The sequence below is a fragment of the Streptomyces sp. MMCC 100 genome (assembly GCF_041538145.2).
Lineage (GTDB): Bacteria > Actinomycetota > Actinomycetes > Streptomycetales > Streptomycetaceae > Streptomyces.
Map to the genome: position 1 here is coordinate 1,420,456 of NZ_JBGORK020000001.1, position 22,010 is coordinate 1,442,465.

Sequence of the window (22,010 nt, forward strand, 5' to 3'; positions counted from 1 at the left end):
GGGCCCGGCGGTCACCGGCCTGTGCGCCGCACCCCTGTTCTTCCTGATGCTCCCGAAGGTGTCGAACCATGACAGTCGCCATCGACCGCGCGACCGGCAAGCGCCGCGGTGACCGCACCCCGCGGCCCGGCCTCGGCCGGCGTCTGAAAGACGGCTACCAGAAGCACTGGTACGCCTACGCCATGATCGCGCCGGTGGCCGTCGTGATCGGCGTCCTCGTGCTGTACCCGCTGGGCTACGGCCTCTACCTCACCCTCACCGACGCCAACAGCCTCAACAGCGCGCGCACCATCGGCGTCAACGAGATCGAGGCCACCTACAAGTTCGTCGGCCTGGACAACTACGCCGACATCCTGTGGGGCCCGACGGCCTACGACCGCTTCTGGTCGCACTTCATCTGGACCATCGTGTGGACGGCCGTCTGCGTCGGCCTGCACTTCTTCATCGGCCTCGGGCTCGCGCTGCTGCTCAACCAGAAGCTGCGCGGCCGCACCCTCTACCGGCTGGTCCTGGTCCTGCCGTGGGCCGTGCCCACGTTCGTCACCGTCTTCGGCTGGCGCTTCATGCTCGCCGACGAGGGCGTCATCAACGCCGCCCTGGACTGGCTGCACCTGCCGACCCCGGCGTGGCTCGAGGACACCTTCTGGCAGCGGTTCTCCGCGATCATGGTCAACACCTGGTGCGGTGTGCCGTTCATGATGGTCTCGCTCCTCGGCGGCCTGCAGTCCATCGACAACAGCCTCTACGAGGCCTCCGAGATGGACGGCGCCAACGCCTGGCAGCGCTTCCGCTACGTCACCCTGCCCGGCCTGAGGTCGGTCAGCTCCACCGTCGTGCTGCTCGGCATCATCTGGACCTTCAACCAGTTCGCCGTGATCTTCCTGCTGTTCGGCAACACCGCCCCCGACGCGCAGATCCTCGTCACCTGGGCGTACCAGCTCGGCTTCGGACAGCAGCCGCGCGACTTCGCGCAGTCCGCGGCCTACGGCATCCTGCTGCTGGCCATCCTGATCGTCTTCACCTCCTTCTACCGCCGCTGGCTGAACCGCAATGAGCAGCAGCTCGCGAACTGAGGCAGGAGCCGCCATGAGTACAAGCACCGCGCCCACCAAGGCCCCCGCCGAGCAGGTCACCGCGCCCACCGCGTCGCCGCGCAAGGTGCGCCGCCGCGGCGAACGCAGCCGCGCCGCGTCCCTCGCCTCCCACGGCGTCCTGACCCTCGCGAGCCTCGTCGCGCTCTTCCCGGTCGCCTGGCTGGTCTTCCTCTCCCTCGGCCCCGACAAGAACGACTACCTGCACCCCGGGCGCATCTGGTCGAAGATGACCTTCGACAACTACGCGTTCGTGCTCCAGGACACCAACTTCTTCGACTGGCTGAAGAGTTCGCTGATCGTCTCGCTGGGCACCACCGTCATCGGCGTCATGGTCGCCGCGACGACCGGCTACGCGGTCTCACGGATGCGCTTCCCCGGCTACAAGAAGCTCATGTGGGTCCTGCTGGTCACCCAGATGTTCCCCATCGCGGTCCTGATCGTGCCGATGTACCAGATCCTGTCGAAGCTCCAGCTCATCGACAACTACTTCGGCCTGATCCTCGTCTACTGCTCGACCGCGGTGCCGTACTGCGCCTGGCTGCTCAAGGGCTACTTCGACACCATCCCGTTCGAGATCGACGAGGCCGGGCGCGTGGACGGGCTGTCCCCGTTCGGCACCTTCTTCCGGCTGATCCTGCCGCTGGCCCGGCCGGGCCTCGCGGTCGCCGGCTTCTACAGCTTCATCACGGCGTTCGGCGAGGTCGCCTTCGCCTCGACGTTCATGCTGAGCGACACGAAGTACACCTTCGCCGTCGGACTGCAGAGCTTCGTCAGCGAGCACGACGCGCAGCGCAACCTGATGGCGGCCACCGCCGTGCTCGTCGCGATACCCGTCTCCGCGTTCTTCTACCTCGTGCAGAAGAACCTGGTGACCGGCCTCACCGCGGGCGGCACGAAGGGCTGATCGCCCGACCCGGAAAACGTCCGGCCGCGGTGCCCATCCGACCCCGCAGCACCGCGGCCGGCCGCTCTTCCCCCACCCACGCCTCCACTCCGTTACGTACCAAGGACGACATGAGCCAGCAGCCTTCCGCCGCACCGGCCCCCACCTCCGCCGTCGCCACCGTTTCCAAGCGCCACGACTGGTGGCGGGACGCGGTCATCTACCAGGTGTACCCGCGCAGCTTCGCCGACAGCAACGGCGACGGCATGGGCGACCTGGAGGGCGTCCGCACCCGCCTGCCGTACCTGCGCGACCTGGGCGTGGACGCCGTGTGGCTCAGCCCCTTCTACGCCTCCCCGCAGGCCGACGCCGGCTACGACGTCGCCGACTACCGGGCCGTCGACCCCATGTTCGGCACCCTCCTGGACGCCGACGCGCTGATCCGCGACGCCCACGCGCTGGGTCTGCGCATCATCGTCGACCTGGTGCCGAACCACTCCTCCGACCAGTACGAGTGGTTCAAGCGCGCGCTGGCCGAGGGCCCCGGCTCCCCCTCCCGGGACCGGTACCACTTCCGCCCCGGCAAGGGGAAGAACGGCGAACTGCCGCCCAACGACTGGGAGTCCATCTTCGGCGGCCCCGCCTGGACCCGGGTCACCGAGCCCGACGGCACGCCGGGGGAGTGGTACCTGCACCTGTTCGCCCCCGAGCAGCCCGACTTCAACTGGGAGCACCCGGCCGTCGGCGACGAGTTCCGCTCCATCCTGCGGTTCTGGCTGGACATGGGCGTGGACGGCTTCCGCATCGACGTCGCCCACGGCATGGTGAAGGCCGAGGGCCTGCCCGACCTCGGTGACCACGACCAGCTGAAGCTGCTGGGCAACGATGTCATGCCGTTCTTCGACCAGGACGGCGTCCACGCCATCTACCGGCAGTGGCGGCGCATCCTCGACGAGTACAGCGGGGAGCGCATCTTCGTCGCCGAGGCCTGGACCCCGACCGTCGAGCGAACCGCCAACTACGTCCGTCCCGACGAGCTGCACCAGGCCTTCAACTTCCAGTACCTGGGCACCCACTGGGACGCCGAGGAGCTGCGCACGGTCATCGACCGCACCCTGGACGCCATGCGCCCCGTCGGCGCCCCCGCCACCTGGGTCCTGTCCAACCACGACGTCACCCGGCACGCCACCCGCTTCGCCAACCCGGCGGGCCTCGGCACCCAGATCCGCCTGGCCGGCGACCGCGAACTGGGCCTGCGCCGGGCCCGCGCCGCAACCCTCCTGATGCTGGCCCTGCCCGGCTCGGCCTACGTCTACCAGGGCGAGGAGCTGGGCCTGCCGGACGTCGTCGACCTGCCCGACGAGGTCCGCCAGGACCCGGCCTACTTCCGCGGCGCCGGCCAGGACGGCTTCCGCGACGGCTGCCGGGTGCCGATCCCGTGGACCCGCGAGGGATCGTCGTACGGCTTCGGCGACGGCGGCAGCTGGCTGCCGCAGCCGGCCGGCTGGGGCGAGCTGAGCGTCGAGGCGCAGACCGGCGAGCCCGGCTCGACCCTGGAGCTGTACCGCGAGGCCCTGGCCGTCCGACGCTCCACCGCCGACCTCGGCGCGGGCGACGCGGTCGAGTGGCTGCGCGCCCCCGAGGGCGTCGTCGCCTTCCGGCGCGGGGAGTTCGTGTGCGTCGCCAACACCACCGGCGAGTCGGTGGCGATGCCCGCGTACGGGCGCGTCCTGCTGGCCAGCGGTGAGGTCACCGAGGCGGCCGGCGAGGCGAAGGTGCCGGCGGACACGACGGTGTGGTGGACCCGGGCCTGACAACCCGGCAGGCGCCCACTCGCACAGGGCCCGCCGCTTCCCCACGGGGAGAGCGGCGGGCCCTCGCACGTCGGTCGGTCCGGTCCGCACCGAGCAAGTCCTGTGAAAATCCTTTCCGTTACTTTCGCAAGTCTTGCCGCAAGACTTGCGGCAGCGCTACGGTCTCGCCGGGGTCGGACCCGAACGAGCCGTACTCGCAAGGAGCTCACGCCTGTGATACCGAGATGGCCGGTGCCTGTCGCGCGCCGTACCGCACGAGTGAGACGGGTCGCGGCCGTCACCGTGACCGCGCTCGCCGCCGCCCTGCTTCCCCCGCTCGCCGCGCGGGCCGACGCCCCGCCCGCGCCCCCGCCCGACGCGAAGCTGGCGAAGACCGCCGCGCGCCACGACCTGACCCGTGAGCAGTTCTACTTCGTCCTGCCGGACCGTTTCGCCAACGGCGACACCCGCAACGACAAGGGCGGCCTGACCGGCACCCGGCTCACCACCGGCTACGACCCCACCGACAAGGGCTTCTACCAGGGCGGCGACCTCAAGGGCCTGACCGAGAGGCTCGACTACATCAAGGGGCTGGGCACCACCTCCATCTGGATGGCGCCCATCTTCAAGAACCAGCCCGTGCAGGGGACGGGGGAGAACGCCTCGGCCGGCTACCACGGCTACTGGATCACCGACTTCACCCAGGTCGACCCGCACTTCGGCACCAACCAGGACCTGAAGAACCTCATCTCCAAGGCCCACGCCAAGGGCATGAAGGTCTTCTTCGACGTCATCACCAACCACACCGCCGACGTCGTCGACTACGAGGAGAAGTCCTACGACTACCTCTCCAAGGGCGCCTTCCCGTACCTGACCAAGGACGGCCAGCCCTTCGACGACGCCGACTACGCCGACGGATCGAGCCGCTTCCCCCGCGTGGACGCCGGCTCCTTCCCGCGCACCCCGACGGTCCCGGCCGCCAAGAAGAACCTCAAGGTCCCCTCCTGGCTCAACGACCCGGCGATGTACCACAACCGGGGCGACTCCACCTGGGCCGGCGAGTCGGCCACCTACGGCGACTTCTCCGGCCTCGACGACCTGTGGACCGAACGGCCCGAGGTCGTCAGCGGCATGGAGAAGATCTACCAGCGGTGGGTGAAGGACTTCGCCATCGACGGCTTCCGGATCGACACCGTGAAGCACGTCAACATGGAGTTCTGGACCCAGTGGGCGACCGCGCTGGACGCCTACGCCGCGAAGAAGGGCCGCGACGACTTCTTCATGTTCGGCGAGGTCTACTCCGCCGACACCTCCGTCACCGCGCCCTACGTCACCGAGGGCCGCCTGGACTCCACCCTGGACTTCCCCTTCCAGGACGCGGCCCGCGCCTACGCCTCCCAGGACGGCAGCGCCCAGAAGCTCGCCTCCGTCTTCGGCGACGACTACAAGTACACGACCGACAAGGCCAACGCCTACGAGCAGGTCACCTTCCTCGGCAACCACGACATGGGCCGCTTCGGCACCTTCCTGAAGCAGGACGACCCGAAGGCCACCGACGCGGAGCTGCTGAAGAAGGACAAGCTCGCCAACGAGCTGATGTTCCTCAGCCGCGGCAACCCGGTGATCTACTACGGCGACGAGCAGGGCTTCACCGGCGCCGGCGGCGACAAGGACGCCCGCCAGCCGATGTTCGCCTCCCGCACCGCCGACTACCTCGACGACGACCAGCTCGGCACCGACCGCACCCACGCCGAGGCGGCCTACGACACGGGCGCCCCGCTCTACCGGCACATCAGTGCTCTCGCCAAGCTGCGCAAGGCCAACCCCGCCCTCGCCGACGGCGTCCAGACCGAGCGCTACGCGGCCGACGGCGCCGGCGTCTACGCCTTCTCCCGCACCGACGCCAAGACCGGCGCCGAGTACGTCGTCGCCTTCAACAACGCCGACGCCGCGAAGACCGCCACCTTCGCCACCGGCTCGGCGAACATGACCTTCCGCGGCCTCTACGGCACCGACGACGACGCGAAGTCGGGCGCCGACAAGAAGGTCACCGTCACCGTCCCGGCCCGGTCGGCCGTCGTCCTCAAGGCCGCGGGCAGGCTCGCCGCGCCCGCCGCCAAGCCGACGATCACCCTCCGCGCCCCGGACCCCGGCGCCACCGGCACCGTCGAGCTGAGCGCCGACGTCGCGGGCGGACAGCTCAACCGCGTCGTCTTCGCCGCCCAGACCGGCGACGGGAAGTGGCACACCCTCGGCACCGCCGACCACGCCCCCTACAAGGTCACCCACACCGTCGACGCGGACACCCCCGCCGGCACCGCCCTGCGCTACAAGGCGGTCGTCGTCGACTCGGCGGGCCGCACCGCCAGCGCCACGGCCGCGTCCACCACCGGCACCCCGCCCGCCGAGGAGATCCCCACCGCCGCCTCCCGGGACTACGCGATCGTCCACTACAAGCGCGCGGACGGGAACTACGACGACTGGGGCCTGTACGCCTGGGGCGACCTCGCCGACGGCGAGGCGACCACCTGGCCCGAGACCCACCCCTTCGTGGGCCGGGACGCCTACGGCGCCTTCGCCTACGTCAAGCTCAAGCCGGGCGCGTCCAGCGTCGGCTTCCTCGTCATCGACAAGGACGGCAACAAGGACGTCGCCGCCGACCGCACCGTCGACGTCGCCCAGACCGGCGAGGTGTGGATCGAGCAGGGCAAGGAGCAGGTCGCCACGGAGCGGCCCGAGTACCCGGCCCAGGACACCACCAAGGCCGTACTGCACTACCACCGCGCCGACGGGAACTACGACGGCTGGGGCCTGCACGTCTGGGGCGACGCCGCCAACCCCACCGACTGGGCGAAGCCGCTGACGCCGGTGCGGACCGACTCCTACGGCGCGGTCTTCGAGGTGCCCCTCACCGAGGGCGCGAGCAGCCTGAGCTACATCGTCCACAAGGGCGACGAGAAGGACCTGCCCACCGACCAGGCGCTGGACCTCAAGGCCGACGGCCACGAGGTGTGGCTGCTGAACGGCCAGGAGGAGTACCTGCTGCCGCAGCCCGCGGGCTCGGCGGCGGCCGTCGACCTCACCACCTCCAAGGCGGTCTGGATCGACCGGAACACCGTCGCCTGGAACGGCTCCGAGGGCGCCGCCTCCACCCAGCTGCTCGCCTCCCGCACCGGCTCCATCGCCGCCGAGGACGGCAGGCTCACCGGCGACGACCAGCAGTGGCTCCGCCTCACGAAGAGCGCCCTCACCGACGCCCAGAAGGCGAAGTTCCCGCACATGAAGGAGTACACCGCCTGGTCGGTCGACCCGCGCGACCGCGACCGGGTCCGTGAGGCCCTGCGCGGCCAGGTCGTCGCCTCCCAGCGCACCGCCACCGGCGCCCTGCTCGCGGCGACGGGCGTGCAGACCGCCGGCGTCCTGGACGACCTGTACGCCGACCGGGCGACCGAGGCCGACCTCGGCCCGGTCTTCCGGCACGGCCGGCCCACGCTCTCCGTGTGGGCGCCGACCGCGCAGGACGTCTCCCTGGAGATCGGCGACCGCACCGTGCGGATGCGGCGCGACGACGCCACCGGCGTCTGGTCCGTCACCGGCCCGAAGTCCTGGAAGGGCAAGGCCTACCGGTACGCCGTCAAGGTCTGGGCACCCACCGCGGGCGAGATCGTCACCAACAAGGTCACCGACCCCTACTCCCTCGCCCTGACCACCGACTCCGAGCGCAGCCTCGTCGTCGACCTGGACGACCGGTCCCTCGCCCCGCGTGGCTGGGACGACTACGACAAGCCGGAGGCGGTGCCGCTCAGGGACGCGCAGATCCAGGAGCTGCACATCCGGGACTTCTCCGTCGCGGACCCGACCGCGGACGCGGACCACCGGGGCACCTACCTCGCCTTCACCGACGACAAGAGCGACGGCTCGAAGCACCTGCGCGAGCTGGCCGAGGCCGGCACGTCCTACGTGCACCTGCTGCCCGCCTTCGACATCGCCACCATCGCCGAGAAGAAGTCCGAGCAGACGACGCCCGACTGCGACCTCGCCTCCTACCCGGCCGACTCCGACGAGCAGCAGGAGTGCGTGACGAAGGCCGCCGCGAAGGACGCCTTCAACTGGGGCTACGACCCGTACCACTACACGGTCCCCGAGGGCTCCTACGCCACCGACCCGGACGGCACCGAGCGCACCGTCGAGTTCCGGAAGATGGTCAAGGCCCTCAACGACGACGGCCTGCGCGTCGTCATGGACGTCGTCTACAACCACACGGCCGCGAGCGGCCAGGCCAGGACGAGCGTCCTCGACCGGATCGTGCCCGGCTACTACCAGCGGCTGCTCGCCGACGGCTCGGTGGCCAACAGCACCTGCTGCGCGAACACCGCCACCGAGAACGCCATGATGGGCAAGCTCGTCGTCGACTCGATCGTCACCTGGGCCAAGGAGTACAAGGTCGACGGCTTCCGCTTCGACCTCATGGGCCACCACCCGAAGGCCAACATCCTCGCGGTCAGGAAGGCGCTGGACGAGCTGACCCTCAAGAAGGACGGCGTCGACGGCAAGAAGATCATCCTGTACGGCGAGGGCTGGAACTTCGGCGAGGTCGCCGACGACGCCCGCTTCGTCCAGGCCACCCAGAAGAACATGGCCGGCACCGGCATCGCCACCTTCTCCGACCGGGCCCGCGACGCCGTGCGCGGCGGCGGCCCCTTCGACGAGGACCCCGGCGTCCAGGGCTTCGCCTCCGGCCTCTACACCGACCCGAACTCCTCGAAGGCCAACGGCACCGAGGCCGAGCAGAGGGCCCGCCTGCTGCACTACCAGGACCTGATCAAGGTCGGGCTGACCGGCAACCTCGCCGGTTACGCCTTCACCGACACCGACGGCAAGGAGGTCAAGGGCTCCGAGGTCGACTACAACGGCGCCCCCGCCGGATACGCGGCGGCACCCGGCGACGCCCTCGCCTACGCCGACGCGCACGACAACGAGTCCCTGTTCGACGCGCTCGCCTTCAAGCTGCCGAAGGACACGTCCGCCGACGACCGGGCCCGCATGCAGGTCCTCGCCCTGGCGACCGCCGCCCTCTCGCAGGGACCGGCGCTCTCCCAGGCGGGCACCGACCTGCTGCGCTCCAAGTCGCTGGACCGCAACTCCTACGACAGCGGCGACTGGTTCAACGCCCTCCACTGGAACTGCGCCGACGGCAACGGCTTCGGCCGGGGGCTGCCGCCGGCCGCCGACAACCAGGACAAGTGGCCCTACGCCAAGCCCCTGCTGGGCGCGGTCAAGGTGGGCTGCCCGCAGATCACCGGCGCCTCGGCGGCCTACCGGGACCTGCTGAGGATCCGTAGTGGCGAGAAGGACTTCTCCCTCGCCACGGCGGGGCAGGTGCAGTCCCGGCTCTCCTTCCCGCTCTCCGGCGAGGACGAGACGCCCGGCGTGATCACCATGAGCCTCGGTGACCTCGTGGTCGTCTTCAACGCCACGCCCGAGCGGCAGGAGCAGCGCGTCGGAGCGGCGGCCGGGACCGGCTACCGGCTGCACCCGGTGCAGGCGGCGGGCGCGGACACGGTCGTGAAGGAGTCGGCGTACGCGGCGAAGACCGGCACGTTCACCGTGCCGGCCCGTACGGTCGCCGTCTTCGAGCGGGCCGGCTGAGGTCAGGGGGTCTGCGGTTAGGGTGAGCCCTGCTGTTCACGCAACGGGAGGGCTCATGCCGCAGATCACCGTCGACTACTCCGACCGGCTCGCCGGCGCCTTCGACCGGCCCGCCTTCGCGCGGGCCCTGCACGAGGCCGTCGTCGAGATCGCGGCCGCCCGGCCGCCGGCCTGCAAGACGCAGTTCCGCCGCACCGAGGACACCGTGGTCGGCCCCGACACCGAGGGGCACGCCGTCGTGCACGTCACGCTGGGGCTGCTCGCGGGCCGCACCGACGAGACCAAGGTGCGGCTGACCGAGGCCGTCCTGGAACTGCTGCGGCAGTACGCCAAGCCGGGCGACGGCCTCGCCCTGCACGCCTCCGCCGAGGTCCGCGACCTCGACCCGTCGTACCGGAAGTTCGAGACCGAGTAGCCGGACGGGCCCAAGGCCTCAGGGCAGGTCGCGGCGGCCCAGCCAGGCCGGCCGCACCGGCACCCCGTCCGCGTCCAGCTCGGGCTCCCGCCGGTCCGGCGGGGACGCCTCGGCGACCGGCTCCGGGGACGCCTCCACCACGGGTTCGGGGGCCTTCGGCGCCGCAGAGTCCTCCAGCAGTTCCGCCACCGTGAACCGGGTGACGAACGACTGCAAGGCCCCGTCCACCACAAGCAGGAACCCGTCGCCGACCCGCAGCAGGCGACGGCGCCGGGGGCTGAGCGGGTGGGTGGGGGAGTAACTCCGCACCCGCCGTTCCAGCTCCGCGAGCGCCTCCGCCCGGGACCCGGTGACCTGCCCCACCACCTGGGCCTCGGTGTGCTTGCGCTCCCCGGTGCCCACGGTCGTCTCCACGACCAGGCCCCACGTCGGCGCGGCGCTCACCGGGCCGTCAGCGTGATGAGCCGGCCCACCAGGTCACCGAAGGGGCCGTCGGCCGGCTCGTCCGCGATGACGCGGCGCAGGAGGGCACCCATCTCCTCGTCGTAGGCGGCGCTCACCGCCACCAGCGCGGCGAAGTCGTGCACGAGCTGCGTCTCCAGCTCGGCGCGCGGGATGCGGCGCCCGTCCAGCCAGAGCAGCGCCGTCGACTCGGCCAGCGAGATCCAGGAGCGGACGACCAGTTCCAGCCGCGCGGGCGGCTCGGTGACGTCCAGGTGCGAAAGGATCTGGACATACGCGGCCTGCCGTACGGAGTCCACCAGCGCGTTGGTCGTGGACGAGCCGACCGCCGGGCCGCCGCGCATCAGGGCCGAGAAACCCGGGCCGTGTTCGTCGACGAAGTCGAAGTAGCGGCCCATCACGCGCAGCAGCCGCGCGCCCAGCGGACCCTGGCGCGGCTCCACGAACCGGGCCGCCAGGTCGTCCGAGGCGCGCTGCAACGCGGCCTCGTACAGGCTGAGTTTGCCGGGGAAGTAGTGGTAGACCAGCGGGCGCGAGATGCCCGCCGCCGACGCTATCTCGTCGATGGAGACCTCGTCGGGCGAGCGGCGGCTGAACAGATCGAGCGCGACGCCGATCAACTGCTGCCGCCGCTCCTCGACGCCCATTCTGCGGCGTACCCCGGTAGTCATACGAACACCTTACCGATCGAATCCGGCCCCGAACGGGCCGGACCGGGCATCGGCGTTCACATGTCGAGCACGAGCCGGGTACCGAGGCACCGGGAGACGCAGATGAGCATCGAGTCGCCGCGCTCCGAGTCGGTCAGCAGCTCGTCCCGGTGATCGATCTCGCCCTCCAGCACCTTCTGTTGGCAGGTCCCGCACCAGCCCTGCTCGCACGAGTACGGGGTGTTCGGCAGCTCGGCGCGCACGGCTGCCAGCACCGAGGAGTCGCCGGGCACGGTCAGCGTGCGCCCGCTGCGGTGCAGCTCGACCTCGAACTCCCCGTCGCCGTCGGCCGTCGTACGCGGCGCGAACCGCTCCAGGTGCAGTGCGGCGCCCCCGGGGAGGCGTTCCTCCACGGCCGCCATCAGACCCTCGGGGCCACAGCAGTAGACGGCCGCGCCCTCGGGCAGGTCCGCCAGGAAGGCGTCGAGATCGGGCCGCCCGTCCTCGTCCTCGGCGACGACGGTGACTCGGCCGCCCTCCGGGTCCAGCTTCTCGATCTCCTCCAGGAAGGGCATCGACGCCCGTGTCCGCCCGCCGTACAGCAGCCGCCACTCGGTGCCCTCCGGCAGCGCTCGCAGCATCGGCAGCACGGGCGTGATGCCGATGCCCCCGGCGACGAACGCGTAGGCGGGCGCCTCGACCAGCGGGAAGCGGTTGCGCGGCCCGCGCACCTCCAGCTCCGTCCCCTCCTGCACCTGCTCGTGCACCTCCCGCGAGCCGCCCCGCCCGTCGGCGACCAGCCGCGCGGCCACGGTGTACGACGAGGTGTCCTCCGGGTCGCCGCACAGCGAGTACTGCCGTACGAGACCCGAGGGCAGCACCAGGTCCAGGTGGGCACCCGGCTCCCAGGGCGGCAGGTCGGTGCCCTCCAGGCGCAGCCGCACCACCCCGTCGGCCAGCCGCTCGTGCGCGGTCACCAGCAGCGTCAGCGCTCGGGAACGGGGCGGCCCGGAGACCGGCGGGCGCGGGACGGACCCCGTCCGGGGCGGCGAGCCCGGCGAACGGCGCCGCACCGCCCGGCCGACGACGAGCGCGGCACCGGCCGCGAAGAGCAGGGCCGTCGGCCTCGGCAGCCGTGCCAGGAGCGGGACAGGCTTGTTGGACATGGCGTCAATGTACTGACCGGTAGCCCCGTGAGGAACCCTTCCGGCGATACTTGTTGACGCCAGTGTCAGCTAGCGGGTTACGGGCCCCTAGCTGTATTGACCTAGCGCAGTCCGCCGATCGTCCGCCCGTTCTCCAGCGTGCCCTTCAGCTCGGCCCGCGCGCCCTGCTCGGCCTTCGCCGTCAGCAGGTTGCCGTCGGCGGCGCCGGTGATGCCGCCCGTCGCCTCGATGGACTCGGTGCCGCGACTGCCCGCGGCGAGCAGGTACCAGTGCCCGCCCTCCGACTTCCACAGCACCCCCGCCAGCACGTGCGGGTCGCGCTCGCCGCAGGCCGGCACGTCCTGCGCCTTCGCCGCCACCGCGCCCTGTGCCCCGCCCGGCGTCCGGAACTGCGCCAGCACCCGGGGCCCTTCGCCGCGCCAGGTCTCGGCGCGGGTGCACACCCACGCGCCCGACCCCGTACCGTCGGGCAGCGGCTGCGTCGCGAACTCCCAGGCGTTCACCGACCGGACCCCCTGCCCGCGCACCGCCCCCAGCGAGCAGGCGTACGGCGCCCATGCGTCCAGCGCCTTCGAGCCCGCGGCGTCCTTCGCGGAACCGGGGTGCCCGGTGGTGAGTCGGGCCGGCACCAGCTCGCCCAGGTCGGTCACCACCCGGGTGTCCGAACCGTCGGTCAGCTCCAGCACGTTCCACGACGTGCACCCGCCGGACTGCTGCTGCACGGGGCTGGCCAGCGGAGACGTCACGCCGTCGGTGAGCGTCAGCTCCTTGGCGCCGGAGTCCGGCTCGACGAGATCGCGCCCGGCCGCCTTCGTCACCCAGGGGGCCGTCAGATAGCGGACGTTCCCGTCGGCCCGGCCCAGCACGACCGCGGTCGCCGTGGCCCGGCCGGCCCCGTCGGTCCGCGCGAAGTCCAGGGCGGCACCGGCGGAACCGTCCTTCGGCTCGGCGTACCGGACGAGGCGCAGACCGTCGTGCAGGATCACCACCCGCGCGTTGTCCACGTTCCCGGCGTACAGCAGCTGAGGCGGACCGGCCGGACCGCCGGTCTGGGTCCCCGGCGTCGCGGACACCCCCACGCTCTCGCCGGGCCGGGCCCAGACGGCCAGGGCACGGCGCAGCAGCTCCTTGTCGCCGGTGAGGTCACCGCGCGCCGGCCACACCGAGAAGTCCGTGCGCGCGGACGTCTCCCACGCGGCGGGCACGGCCTCGGTGAGCCTGCCGGGGTCGAGGGCGGCCTCGGCCGCCGGGTTCTGCGCGTAGGGCGGGGCGGCGGCACCGTCCGGCCCCCAGCCGTCCCCGGGCAGCCCGAGCAGCGCCCCGCACACCACCAGCGCCGCCCCGGCGACCAGCGCGGCCTTCGTGTGCTGCCGCCGGCGCAGCAGATCGGTCGGCCTGGCCTGCAACGAACAGGGGTCGAACTCGGAGGAGCCGAGCAGCCCGTACTGCCCCGGCACCCCGTCGGCCTCCCGCAGCGCGGCGTCCGCGTCGGCGACCCCGGCGGCACGGAGCACCTGCCGCACCCCGTCGTCGGGGAGCCGCTCAAGACCGCGCAGCACGTACGCCGCCCGGCCGGGAGCGGAGAGCGCGGACAGCCGCTGGTCCAGGGCGATTTCGTCGGCGCCGCCCGAGCGCGGGAAGAGCTTGAGACCCCGCACGTGGGGCAGCAGCGGCGGCAGCTGGGACCGCCGGGGCCACGCCCGCCGCCGCAGCGGGAGCCCCGCCTCCAGCGCCGTACGCACCACCCGGAGCCGGACCAGCGCGTACCCGGGGTCGACCTCACGGCCGGTGGACTGGGCCGGGATCACCGGGGTCGTCGTCCGGTTCCGGGGCAGGGCGCGCTGGGTGAGAGCGTGCGCGGTCAGGACGCGGCGGCCCCGGCCGAGACCCGGCGGCAGCACCAGATAGGCCAGCCGGGCCAGGCGCGGATAGTGCTCGACGAGCGCGGCCTCGGCCTGCTCGACGTCGACGACCGGATCGGCCGAAGAGGCGGAGGACGGTGCGGGGCGCGGGGCGACATCCTGTGGCTGCACGTTCAGCAGAACGAGCGAACGGGTCGATGGTCACCGTACGGCCGCCCCGGGCGAGGGCGCGCTACTCCTCCGGCTCCACGAGCAACCGCGCGTAGTTGGCCATCGACCGCTGGTACCGGGGGAGATGGGGCGCCAGCGCGCCGAGCACCAGGGACAGGCCCTCGCGGTCGCGGCCCATGCTCGACAGGCACAGCGCGAGCGTGGCGCGCACGGCGTCGTCCAACTCGTCCGACGGCGCGACCAGTTCGGGCGAGAGGAGCTTCACGCCCTCCTCCGGGTGCCCGGTGTTCCGCAGGGAGCTGGAGAGCTGGATCTTCGCCCGGCGCCCCTTGTAGGGGCTGACCTCGCCGAGCCCGCGCTCCAGCGCCTCGCGGTACAGCGGCACGGCCCGGTCGGAGTGGCCCGTGGAGTCCCAGGCGCAGGCCCGCTCGAACAGACCGAGGGGGCTGTCGGCGGGCAACTCGTCGGCGAGGGAGCCGATGACCGCCCGGAAGTCGGCGGCATCCTCCTCGGCGTAGTCGTCGAACGCCGCCCAGGCGGCCGTCACGCGCTCTTCCCAGTCCTGGTCCACCACGCCACTCTCGCACGGTCCCGGCACAAGGGCACCCGGGTTCGTGAGTACTTCGCGCCCCGCGCCCGTATCGATGACGAGAGCCCCTCGTGGGGGCTCCGTGCGGCATGTCGCCCCAGCGGACCGGAGGAACACATGAGGCTGACCCGACCGATGCTCGCATCGGCCGCCCTGGCGGCGGTCCTGGCGCTGACGGGCTGCGGCGCCGACGGGGACGGCGAGGCCGCCGTGCCCGCGACGGCGACCGGCAGCCTGGAACACCTGGCCGCCGAGGTGAAGTGCGCCCCGAACATGCAGACCGACGCCGACACCATCCGCCAGGCCATCTGCCGCAAGGGCGACGAGAAGTACGTCCTCGCCACCTTCTCCACCGACCGCGGCCAGCGCGAGTGGATCAACACCGCCAAGGACTACGGCGGCTACTACCTCGTCGGCCGCAAATGGGTCGCCGTCGGCCACGAGGACGTGGTGGCGGACCTGCGCGGCCGGCTCGGCGGAACCCTGGAACAGGGCGTCCAGCACGGTGGCGGCGATGGGCACTCGGCCGGGCACGGCGCGCACACCGGACACGGCGGCTGACCGGACGTACGGGAACACGGAGAGGGCCGGTGGCGGATCCCCGCCACAGATNATCTGGTGGCGGATCCCCGCCACCGGCCCTCTCCCGACTGGCCGGCCGGCAGTGCTACTGGCAGTCCTCGCCGCTGTTGATGCAGTCGACCACCTCGTTCATCAGGTCCTCGTCCATGACGTTGATGAAGTCGTTGTGATCGGTGATCGGCTTGTGCAGCTGCTCCGGGAAGCTGTCCACGGCGTACGGGTTCTGCACCTGGCCGTTCTCGACGGTCGGGGCGGGGATGTCGTACGCGAGGCGGATCTGCAGCTGCGGGACGGCCCGGAAGCCGTTCGCGCAGCTGCCGTCCTCCTGGACGAACGCCATGTGGTCCCGGTGGTTGGCGCTGTCGATGTTCTGGCCGTCCCAGCAGCTCTGGAAGTTGACCGTGCGCAGCACCTGGCTGCCGTCGGGGCACAGCGGGTACTTGTCCGTCACCTGGCGGTCCTCGAAGCCGGAGCAGCTCCAGGAGGAGTTGGCGTTCGCGTCGCCGTTGGTGAAGGACTTGGCGTCACCGGTGATGACGCGCAGGAACTTCGGCATCGCGACCACGTCGCCCTGTCGGTTGCCGACGAACCTGATCTCGGCCCGGGCGGGCTTGAGGATCTTGCCGATGTTGCCCTCGGCGCCACCGCCCTGGTCGTTCGCGTCGAACTCCTGCGTACCGTCCTGGAGGCGCAGCACCGGCCAGTAGTAGGTGGACTTGTCGCCCTGGTTCTGGCACGAGGTGTCCGCGTTCGCCAGGTCCTCGTCGCTGGAGAAGGCGTCGTTGTCCTGGTTGCCGACGTAGTCGTGCGTGTGGTGCGCGCCGTTGTCGACACCCGGCGCGGCGATCAGGTTGTCGCTGTTGAACAGGTTGTTCTCGTTGACGCCGCAGTCCGTGGTGAAGGTGCCGGTGGAACCTCCGTCGCCGTTCGCGGCCAGGCCGTTGCGGCTGTTGCGCGAGTTCGGCTGGACGTCGTTGATGTCGATGAAGTCCTCGGCGACCGGACCCGCGACACCGTTGCCGTTGTCGTCGTTGCCGCCCTGGTTCTGGCCGTCGCCGTCCTGGCCGTCGCCGTTCTGGCCGTCGCCGTTCTGCATCTGGTCCGCGGGGCGGCCCTGGCATTCGGCCAGCTCGTCCATGTTGTCGTCGGCCTTGCCGCCGGCCCGGTTGATCTCCAGCTGGATCCGGTCGATGATCGCCTTCCGCCGGTCCTTGAGCGGGCCGAGAATGGTGTTCCGGACGAACTGCGAGTCACCCGCCTGCGCCCGCCGCGTGGTGGCCAGGCGCTGGTAGGCGTCGGTGATCTGGCTGTCCATCGTGGCCAGTTCGCCGTCCACCTCCCCGCGTGCCCGGTCCGGTACGTCACGGATCCTCTGACCGACGTCGGGGCAGTCGATCGTCGCCACCTGCGCGGCGGCCGACCTGGTCCGGTTGTGGCCCGAATGCTCCTCGTGCGCCGAAGCGTAGAAGTTGGCCCAGACCAGCCCGCCCCCGCCGACCGCCAGGGCCGCCGCCCCGGCAACGATCTTGGTGGCCAGCGGCGTGCGGCGTTTTCTTGTGTTGCGTCCCATGGAACTCCTCTGACTTCCTTGCGGGGCATCGCTTGCGGGGCATCGAGGGCGCCCGACAGGAGTGAAGCGGCTTCCTTCCATACGGAAGCCGCCTCAGGGGTGTTCACCCGTCTCGGGAATTGCTGGGGCCCGTGGGACGCACGGGACGTGCGAAAGGGTCAGCGGCCGCGGTCCAGGTATGCCAGAACCGCCAGTACACGGCGGTTGTCGTCGTCCGAAACCTCGAGGCTCAACTTCGCGAAGATGTTCGCCGTGTGCTTCGCGATCGCCCGCTCCGTGACGACGAGCTTGCCGGCGATCGCCGCGTTGGTCCGGCCCTGCGCCATCAGCTCCAGCACCTCCAGCTCGCGGGGCGTCAGCCGCTCCAGCGGCTGGTCCTCCGCCGCCCGCCGGCTGAGCAGCTGCTGGATGACCTGCGGGTCCATCGCCGTACCGCCCGCCGCCACCCGTCGTACGGCGTCCACGAACTGCTCCGCGTCGAAGACCCGGTCCTTGAGCAGATACCCCACCCCGCCGCTCCCGTCGGCCAGCAGCTCGCGCGCGTACAGCTGCTCCACGTGCTGGGAGAGGACCAGGACCGGCAGCCCGGGCCGGTTGCGCCGGGCCTCCAGCGCGCACTGCAGGCCCTCGTCGGTGAGCGTGGGCGGCAGCCGGACGTCGACCACCGCGACGTCCGGCTCCAGTTCGGCCAGGGCCCGGGAGAGTTCGGGGCCGGTCTCGACGGCCGCGGCGATCTCGAAGTCGTGGGCCTCCAGAAGCCGGACCAGCCCGTCGCGCAGCAGGAACAGGTCTTCGGCTAGGACAACGCGCAAGGGATCTCCATGGTGACCATGGTGGGGCCGCCCGCGGGCGAGCTGACGGCCAGGACACCGTCGAATGTACCGAGTCGCCGCTCCACCCCGGCCAGGCCCGAACCCGCTCCGATCGCGGCACCGCCCTTGCCGTTGTCGGTGACGGAGACACGCAGCCGCCCCTCGTCGTGGTGCACGTCGATCCAGATCCGGTCGGCGCCGGAGTGCTTCACGGCGTTGGTGAGGACCTCGCTGACCGCGAAGTACGCGGCCGACTCCACGGGGGCGTCGGCGCGGCCGGGCAGGTCCACGGCGACCTCGACGGCGACGGGCAGCCGCAGCGCCAGGGCACGCACCGCGTCGCCCAGGCCGCGTTCGGCGAGCACCGGCGGGTGGATGCCGCGTACGAGTTCGCGCAGCTCGGTCAGGGCGTCGGCGGAGGAGCGGCGGGCCTGGGCGAGCAGTTCCCTCGCCTTCGCCGGGTCCTTCTCCAGCAGCGCCTCGATGGTGCCCAGGTCCATGCCCATGGCGACCAGCCGGGCCTGCGCCCCGTCGTGCAGGTCGCGCTCGATGCGGCGCAGTTCGGCGGCGGAGGTGTCGACGGCGTCGCGCCGGGTCTCGGTCAGTACCCGGACCCGCTCGGCGAGTTCGCCCTGGCCGGATCCGAGCACCGCACTTGTGAGCCGGAAGTGGGCGTGCAGCAGGAGGGGGGTGAGCCGGAGGGCGGCGAGGACGAGCACGGCGCCCAGCGCCGCGGCGTAGAGGGCGGAGGTCTGGTCGGTGACCTTGACGAAGCCGTACCAGTACCCGTCGGGCAGCACCCGCCACAGCCCGGCCGCGATGGCGAAGCCCTCCAGTGGGTAGACGGCCAGCGAGAAGGCCAGCAGCGCGGTGATGGCGCCCGCCGTCATGTCGACGGGCAGCCACAGGATGTCCCGCCAGGTCGCCGGGTCACGGAGCATCCCGAAGGTGCGGGACCACGGATTGGCGTCCGCGGGCAGCGGCCGGTACGCCCGCGGGATCCGCACCCCGCCCCACTCGGCGGCGAGCAGCCGCCGCCGGTCCGCGAAGGCCCGCACCCCCGTCAGCACCCACGGCGTGGTGACGATGCCTATCCCGATCGGGACGAGGGCGATGGACACGAGGGTCAGGCAGAAGCAGACCACCGCGCCGGGCAGGGCGATGAACGTCAGTGCCAGGCCCCGCACGGCCGACAGCGCCACACCCCGCGTCCGTGTCAGCGCCGGGATGTGTGTCTGCCGTGTGCCGCTCTTCGTCTCGATGCTCATGACAGCAGTCTCGCCCAGGCGACGGCACGGGGCACTGGGCCGGGTACCCCGGTCAGGGGGTGGTGCCAGGTACACCTCCGCTCTCCAGGGGGCCGTCGGCGCAAGCGAGGACCTTCGCCTCCGTCTCCGGGTCCAGGCCGACCGGTGGCCGGTCCGGGCGCTGCGGTGCCGTGCCGCCGATGTCCCGCAGCCAGGTCCAGGTGTCGCCCACGGTGTCGGCGACGGGCCGGCAGGCGAGGCCCGTCGCCAGGGCGCGGGAGACGTCCGCGCTCTGCAGGGCGTCGTGCAGGTCGCTGCCCGGGGGCGTCCACACCGGCAGCTGTCCCCAGGGCTCGATGCCGGCGGCGAGGACGGTCTCGGGGGTGGTCCAGCGCAGCTCCGCGGTGCCGCCCGTGGCCGTCGCGCAGGCGTCGAGCAGGCCGCCCATGGTGGTGTGGCCCGCAGGGGAGGCCAGGTTGTACGGTCCGCTCAGCTCCCGCTCCACCGCGCCGAGCACCCAGTCGGCGAGGTCGCGGACGTCGATGTACTGCAGGGGCAGGTCCCGCGGGCCCGGTGCGAGGACGCGCCCGCCGCGGGCGACGCGGTTCAGCCACCACGGCAGCCGGCCGATGTTCTCGTACGGGCCGAGGATCAGCCCGGCCCGCACGAGCACCGAGCGGTCCGCGCCGAAGGCGTCCGAGGCGGCCAGCTCGGCGCCCCTCTTGTCCCGGGCGTAGTCGCTCTGCCCGGCGTCCGCCGAGGCGCCCTCGACGAGCGGGGCGTCCTCGGTGTACCCGGCGGGCGGGGCCCAGGCGTACACCGAGCAGCTCGACACGTACACGTACCGTCCGGCGCGGCCCCGCAGCAGCCGCGCCGCGTCCCGTACCACGCGGGGCGCCGCCGACCAGGTGTCGACGACGGCGTCCCAGGTGCCCTCGGCCAGGGCGGCGAGACCGTCGGGCGCGGTGCGGTCGCCGTGCAGCGTCCGCACCCCGGGCGGCGGGGCGTGCCGTCCGCGGTGCAGGACGGTCACCTCCCAGCCGCGGCCGAGGGCCGCCTCGACCACGGCCCGCCCCACGAACTCCGTACCGCCCAGCACCAGTAGTCTCATACCGGTCACTGTGCCGGGCGCGGCGGCCCGGGGGAACGGCCCTCTGCCGTCAGCAGACGGGTGCCGGGGCTCAGCGGCCGGTGGGCGGCGTGTACTTGTAGCCGACGCGCCGCACGGTCTGGATCGTCTGCCGGTGCTCCGCCCCGAGCTTGCGGCGCAGCCGGGCCACGTGCACGTCGACGGTGCGGCCGTCGCCCACGTGTCCGTAGCCCCACACCGTGGTGACCAGCTGGTCTCGGGTGTGCACCCGGTGCGGATGCGTGACGAGGTGGGCGAGCAGTTCGAACTCCAGGTAGGTCAAATCGAGTTCACGTCCGTCCACGGCGGCGGTGCGCCGTGCGGGGTCGATCCGGACGAGCGGGTTCTCCGCCTGGTCCCGGCTCCGGCTCCGGGCCCGGCCGTGGTGCGGGTCCCGGAACGGCGGCTGCCGGTCGGCCGGGACGAGTACGAGGTAGCCGACCATCGGCGGGTGTCCCGGCAGCGCCGGCAGGGTGTGCGGGGGCGCGGGCAGCCAGGTGGCGCCCGGTGGCAGCAGGTCCGCCACGTCCGCCACCTCGTCCGGGGCGACGGCGCGCAGCCGGTGCCGGGGGCCGGCGGAGTCGGGGAGGGCGGTGGGGGAGTCGAGGGTGACGGTGGACAGGGAACGGGTGGTCGCCATGAGACGTCAGCTCTTTCGCGCGAGAGGTTCGTCGGGAGGGGCGACGGGCGCGAGTTCGTGGTCGGGCGCGTCGCGGGACGTACGTCGTGCGCACCGGCGGCAGGCGCAGAAGGCCTGTGATGCAGGGCTTCTAGCGGGCCGGCGCGATCGTCGCGCGGCAACACACCCGGTCGAAGTCGTCGTGCTGACGGGAAGGCCAGAAGGGCTCGAGGTCATGGCGACCCGTCGCTGCGTACTTCCGGAAGCCGACCATGGGCTCATTGAAGCAGACGGCGGCGGAGGAGAGGAGACTCCTCTCAGTGTGTGGACGCCGACTGGCCTGAACCGGTCGCCGGACCGGTCATCCCTCCAGCCGTTTGCGCCAGTTCAGCGGGGCGACGCCGATCGCGCTGCCCGGATCGCCGTTCCACTGCGTGGACAGCCCGGACCCCGCGAACGCCGCCACGACCTCGTGTCCGACGGCCGTGGTCGTCTCCTCGGAGCCGTCGAAACCGCCGTAGTGCAGCATGAGTCCGTGCCCCTCGGCGGCGGCCTCGGTGCTCTGCCGGTGGAAGAAGACGAAGCCCCGGGCATCCTTGCGCTCCGCGCCTATCTCCGCCGTGCCGCAGCCCCGGCAGCAGGCGAAGTTCTCCCGGGCGGTGACACCGGCCGCGTCCAGGGCCTCGAAAACCCGGGTGAGCCGGTCCGGGTCGGTGGTCTCCCCGCCCCAGGTCTCCTGCTCGGCCAGCCGCTCCAGCCACAGCCGGTCCACCAACCGCCAGGCCTGGGCCCGGGACACCGGGCGTTCGTCGTCGGCGTCCGGGTCCCGGTAGTCCTCCGCGATCTCGACCAGCGCCTTGCGGCTGTCGTATCCGCAGCGCAGCCGCTCCCGGACCAGCCGCTCGACCTTCCGCAGAACCTCGTCCGGCAGCTCCGGGACGTCCTTCTCGGGCCCGAGGTCGATCGGTTCCCAGGCGACGCCCGCGTCCCAGCCGGTCTCCCGGCGTGCCCAGCCGGTCAGGAGGTCCGCCACGCGGTGGGGATCGTCGAGGTCGGCACCGAAGAACGCGTCCGCGGCGGCCCGGTGCTCCAGCCGGTACTCCCCGCCCTCCTCGTGCCACACCTGCGCGAACACGTCGGGGATGTCCGGTATCCGCTGCACCACCAGGAAGCGGTCGCCGGCGTGGCCGATACGTGTCACCAGCTTCCGCAGCTCCGCCGCCCGGATGCGGGTGTGCGTCTGCCCGTTCTCCGTCTCGGCCCTGATGGCGAGGTCCCCGTCGATCTCCATGTCCCCACCATCGCACGCGCCACTGA

General features: G+C 72.0%; 17 protein-coding genes. 6 read left to right on the plus strand and 11 right to left on the minus strand.

Translation table 11 applies throughout. The annotated features are described in order from the left end of the window. Positions 1–68: 68 nt before the first annotated feature. The 5 genes from ABS735_RS06545 to ABS735_RS06565 all read left to right on the plus strand — a co-directional run bounded on the left by ABS735_RS06545 (position 69) and on the right by ABS735_RS06565 (position 9,834). Positions 69–1,073, plus strand: a complete 1,005-nt coding sequence (locus ABS735_RS06545) for a carbohydrate ABC transporter permease (protein ID WP_373901887.1) — start codon at positions 69–71, stop codon at positions 1,071–1,073. 13 nt (positions 1,074–1,086) lie between these two features. Then, a complete protein-coding gene (locus tag ABS735_RS06550; RefSeq protein ID WP_373901888.1) occupies positions 1,087–1,998 on the plus strand; it encodes a sugar ABC transporter permease in 912 nt (303 codons plus the stop codon). A 110-nt stretch (positions 1,999–2,108) separates the two neighbouring features. After that, positions 2,109–3,791 (plus strand): glycoside hydrolase family 13 protein, encoded by a 1,683-nt coding sequence (locus ABS735_RS06555; protein ID WP_373901889.1) that lies wholly within the window; start codon positions 2,109–2,111, stop codon positions 3,789–3,791. A 213-nt stretch (positions 3,792–4,004) separates the two neighbouring features. Further along, entirely contained in the window at positions 4,005–9,419 is a 5,415-nt protein-coding gene (gene pulA / locus ABS735_RS06560; RefSeq protein ID WP_373901890.1) for a pullulanase-type alpha-1,6-glucosidase, read from the plus strand. A 55-nt stretch (positions 9,420–9,474) separates the two neighbouring features. Continuing rightward, a complete protein-coding gene (locus tag ABS735_RS06565) occupies positions 9,475–9,834 on the plus strand; it encodes a 5-carboxymethyl-2-hydroxymuconate Delta-isomerase (protein ID WP_373901891.1) in 360 nt (119 codons plus the stop codon). 18 nt (positions 9,835–9,852) lie between these two features. On the opposite strand, the gene ABS735_RS06570 is transcribed toward ABS735_RS06565, so the two are convergent. The 5 genes from ABS735_RS06570 to ABS735_RS06590 form a co-directional block, all read right to left on the minus strand. Beyond that, positions 9,853–10,278: a hypothetical protein gene (locus ABS735_RS06570; protein WP_373901892.1), complete on the minus strand. Its 426-nt coding sequence runs from the start codon at positions 10,276–10,278 to the stop codon at positions 9,853–9,855. Beyond that, positions 10,275–10,967 carry a TetR/AcrR family transcriptional regulator gene (locus ABS735_RS06575; protein ID WP_373901893.1) on the minus strand — a complete coding sequence of 231 codons (693 nt, stop codon included), beginning with the start codon at positions 10,965–10,967 and terminating at the stop codon, positions 10,275–10,277. Before ABS735_RS06575 ends, ABS735_RS06570 begins: the two co-directional genes overlap by 4 nt. Positions 10,968–11,023: 56 nt before the next feature. Continuing rightward, complete coding sequence (locus ABS735_RS06580) at positions 11,024–12,112, minus strand: PDR/VanB family oxidoreductase (protein WP_373901894.1); 1,089 nt, start codon at positions 12,110–12,112, stop codon at positions 11,024–11,026. A gap of 101 nt (positions 12,113–12,213) precedes the next feature. Then, positions 12,214–14,145 (minus strand): hypothetical protein, encoded by a 1,932-nt coding sequence (locus tag ABS735_RS06585; RefSeq protein ID WP_373901895.1) that lies wholly within the window; start codon positions 14,143–14,145, stop codon positions 12,214–12,216. 61 nt (positions 14,146–14,206) lie between these two features. Continuing rightward, positions 14,207–14,716, minus strand: a complete 510-nt coding sequence (locus ABS735_RS06590; protein WP_373901896.1) for a tetratricopeptide repeat protein — start codon at positions 14,714–14,716, stop codon at positions 14,207–14,209. Between the two features lie 135 nt (positions 14,717–14,851). On the opposite strand from ABS735_RS06590, the gene ABS735_RS06595 reads away from it, so the two are divergent. Beyond that, the gene (locus tag ABS735_RS06595; RefSeq protein WP_373901897.1) at positions 14,852–15,295 is read left to right on the plus strand and encodes a hypothetical protein; all 444 of its coding nucleotides are present in this window, start codon (positions 14,852–14,854) and stop codon (positions 15,293–15,295) included. A 106-nt stretch (positions 15,296–15,401) separates the two neighbouring features. Here the strand turns inward: ABS735_RS06595 and ABS735_RS06600 are convergent, their stop codons facing one another. The 6 genes from ABS735_RS06600 to ABS735_RS06625 all read right to left on the minus strand — a co-directional run bounded on the left by ABS735_RS06600 (position 15,402) and on the right by ABS735_RS06625 (position 21,984). After that, complete coding sequence (locus tag ABS735_RS06600) at positions 15,402–16,886, minus strand: DUF1996 domain-containing protein (RefSeq protein WP_373901898.1); 1,485 nt, start codon at positions 16,884–16,886, stop codon at positions 15,402–15,404. Between the two features lie 158 nt (positions 16,887–17,044). Beyond that, complete coding sequence (locus tag ABS735_RS06605; protein ID WP_373901899.1) at positions 17,045–17,698, minus strand: response regulator transcription factor; 654 nt, start codon at positions 17,696–17,698, stop codon at positions 17,045–17,047. Next, the gene (locus ABS735_RS06610) at positions 17,683–18,966 is read right to left on the minus strand and encodes a sensor histidine kinase (RefSeq protein ID WP_373901900.1); all 1,284 of its coding nucleotides are present in this window, start codon (positions 18,964–18,966) and stop codon (positions 17,683–17,685) included. Before ABS735_RS06610 ends, ABS735_RS06605 begins: the two co-directional genes overlap by 16 nt. Positions 18,967–19,018: 52 nt before the next feature. Continuing rightward, a complete protein-coding gene (locus ABS735_RS06615; protein ID WP_373901901.1) occupies positions 19,019–20,056 on the minus strand; it encodes an SDR family oxidoreductase in 1,038 nt (345 codons plus the stop codon). Between the two features lie 70 nt (positions 20,057–20,126). Beyond that, positions 20,127–20,714, minus strand: a complete 588-nt coding sequence (locus ABS735_RS06620; RefSeq protein WP_373901902.1) for a winged helix-turn-helix domain-containing protein — start codon at positions 20,712–20,714, stop codon at positions 20,127–20,129. Positions 20,715–21,054: 340 nt separating this feature from the next. Further along, the gene (locus ABS735_RS06625; protein WP_373901903.1) at positions 21,055–21,984 is read right to left on the minus strand and encodes a DUF6891 domain-containing protein; all 930 of its coding nucleotides are present in this window, start codon (positions 21,982–21,984) and stop codon (positions 21,055–21,057) included. Positions 21,985–22,010 lie beyond the last annotated feature (26 nt).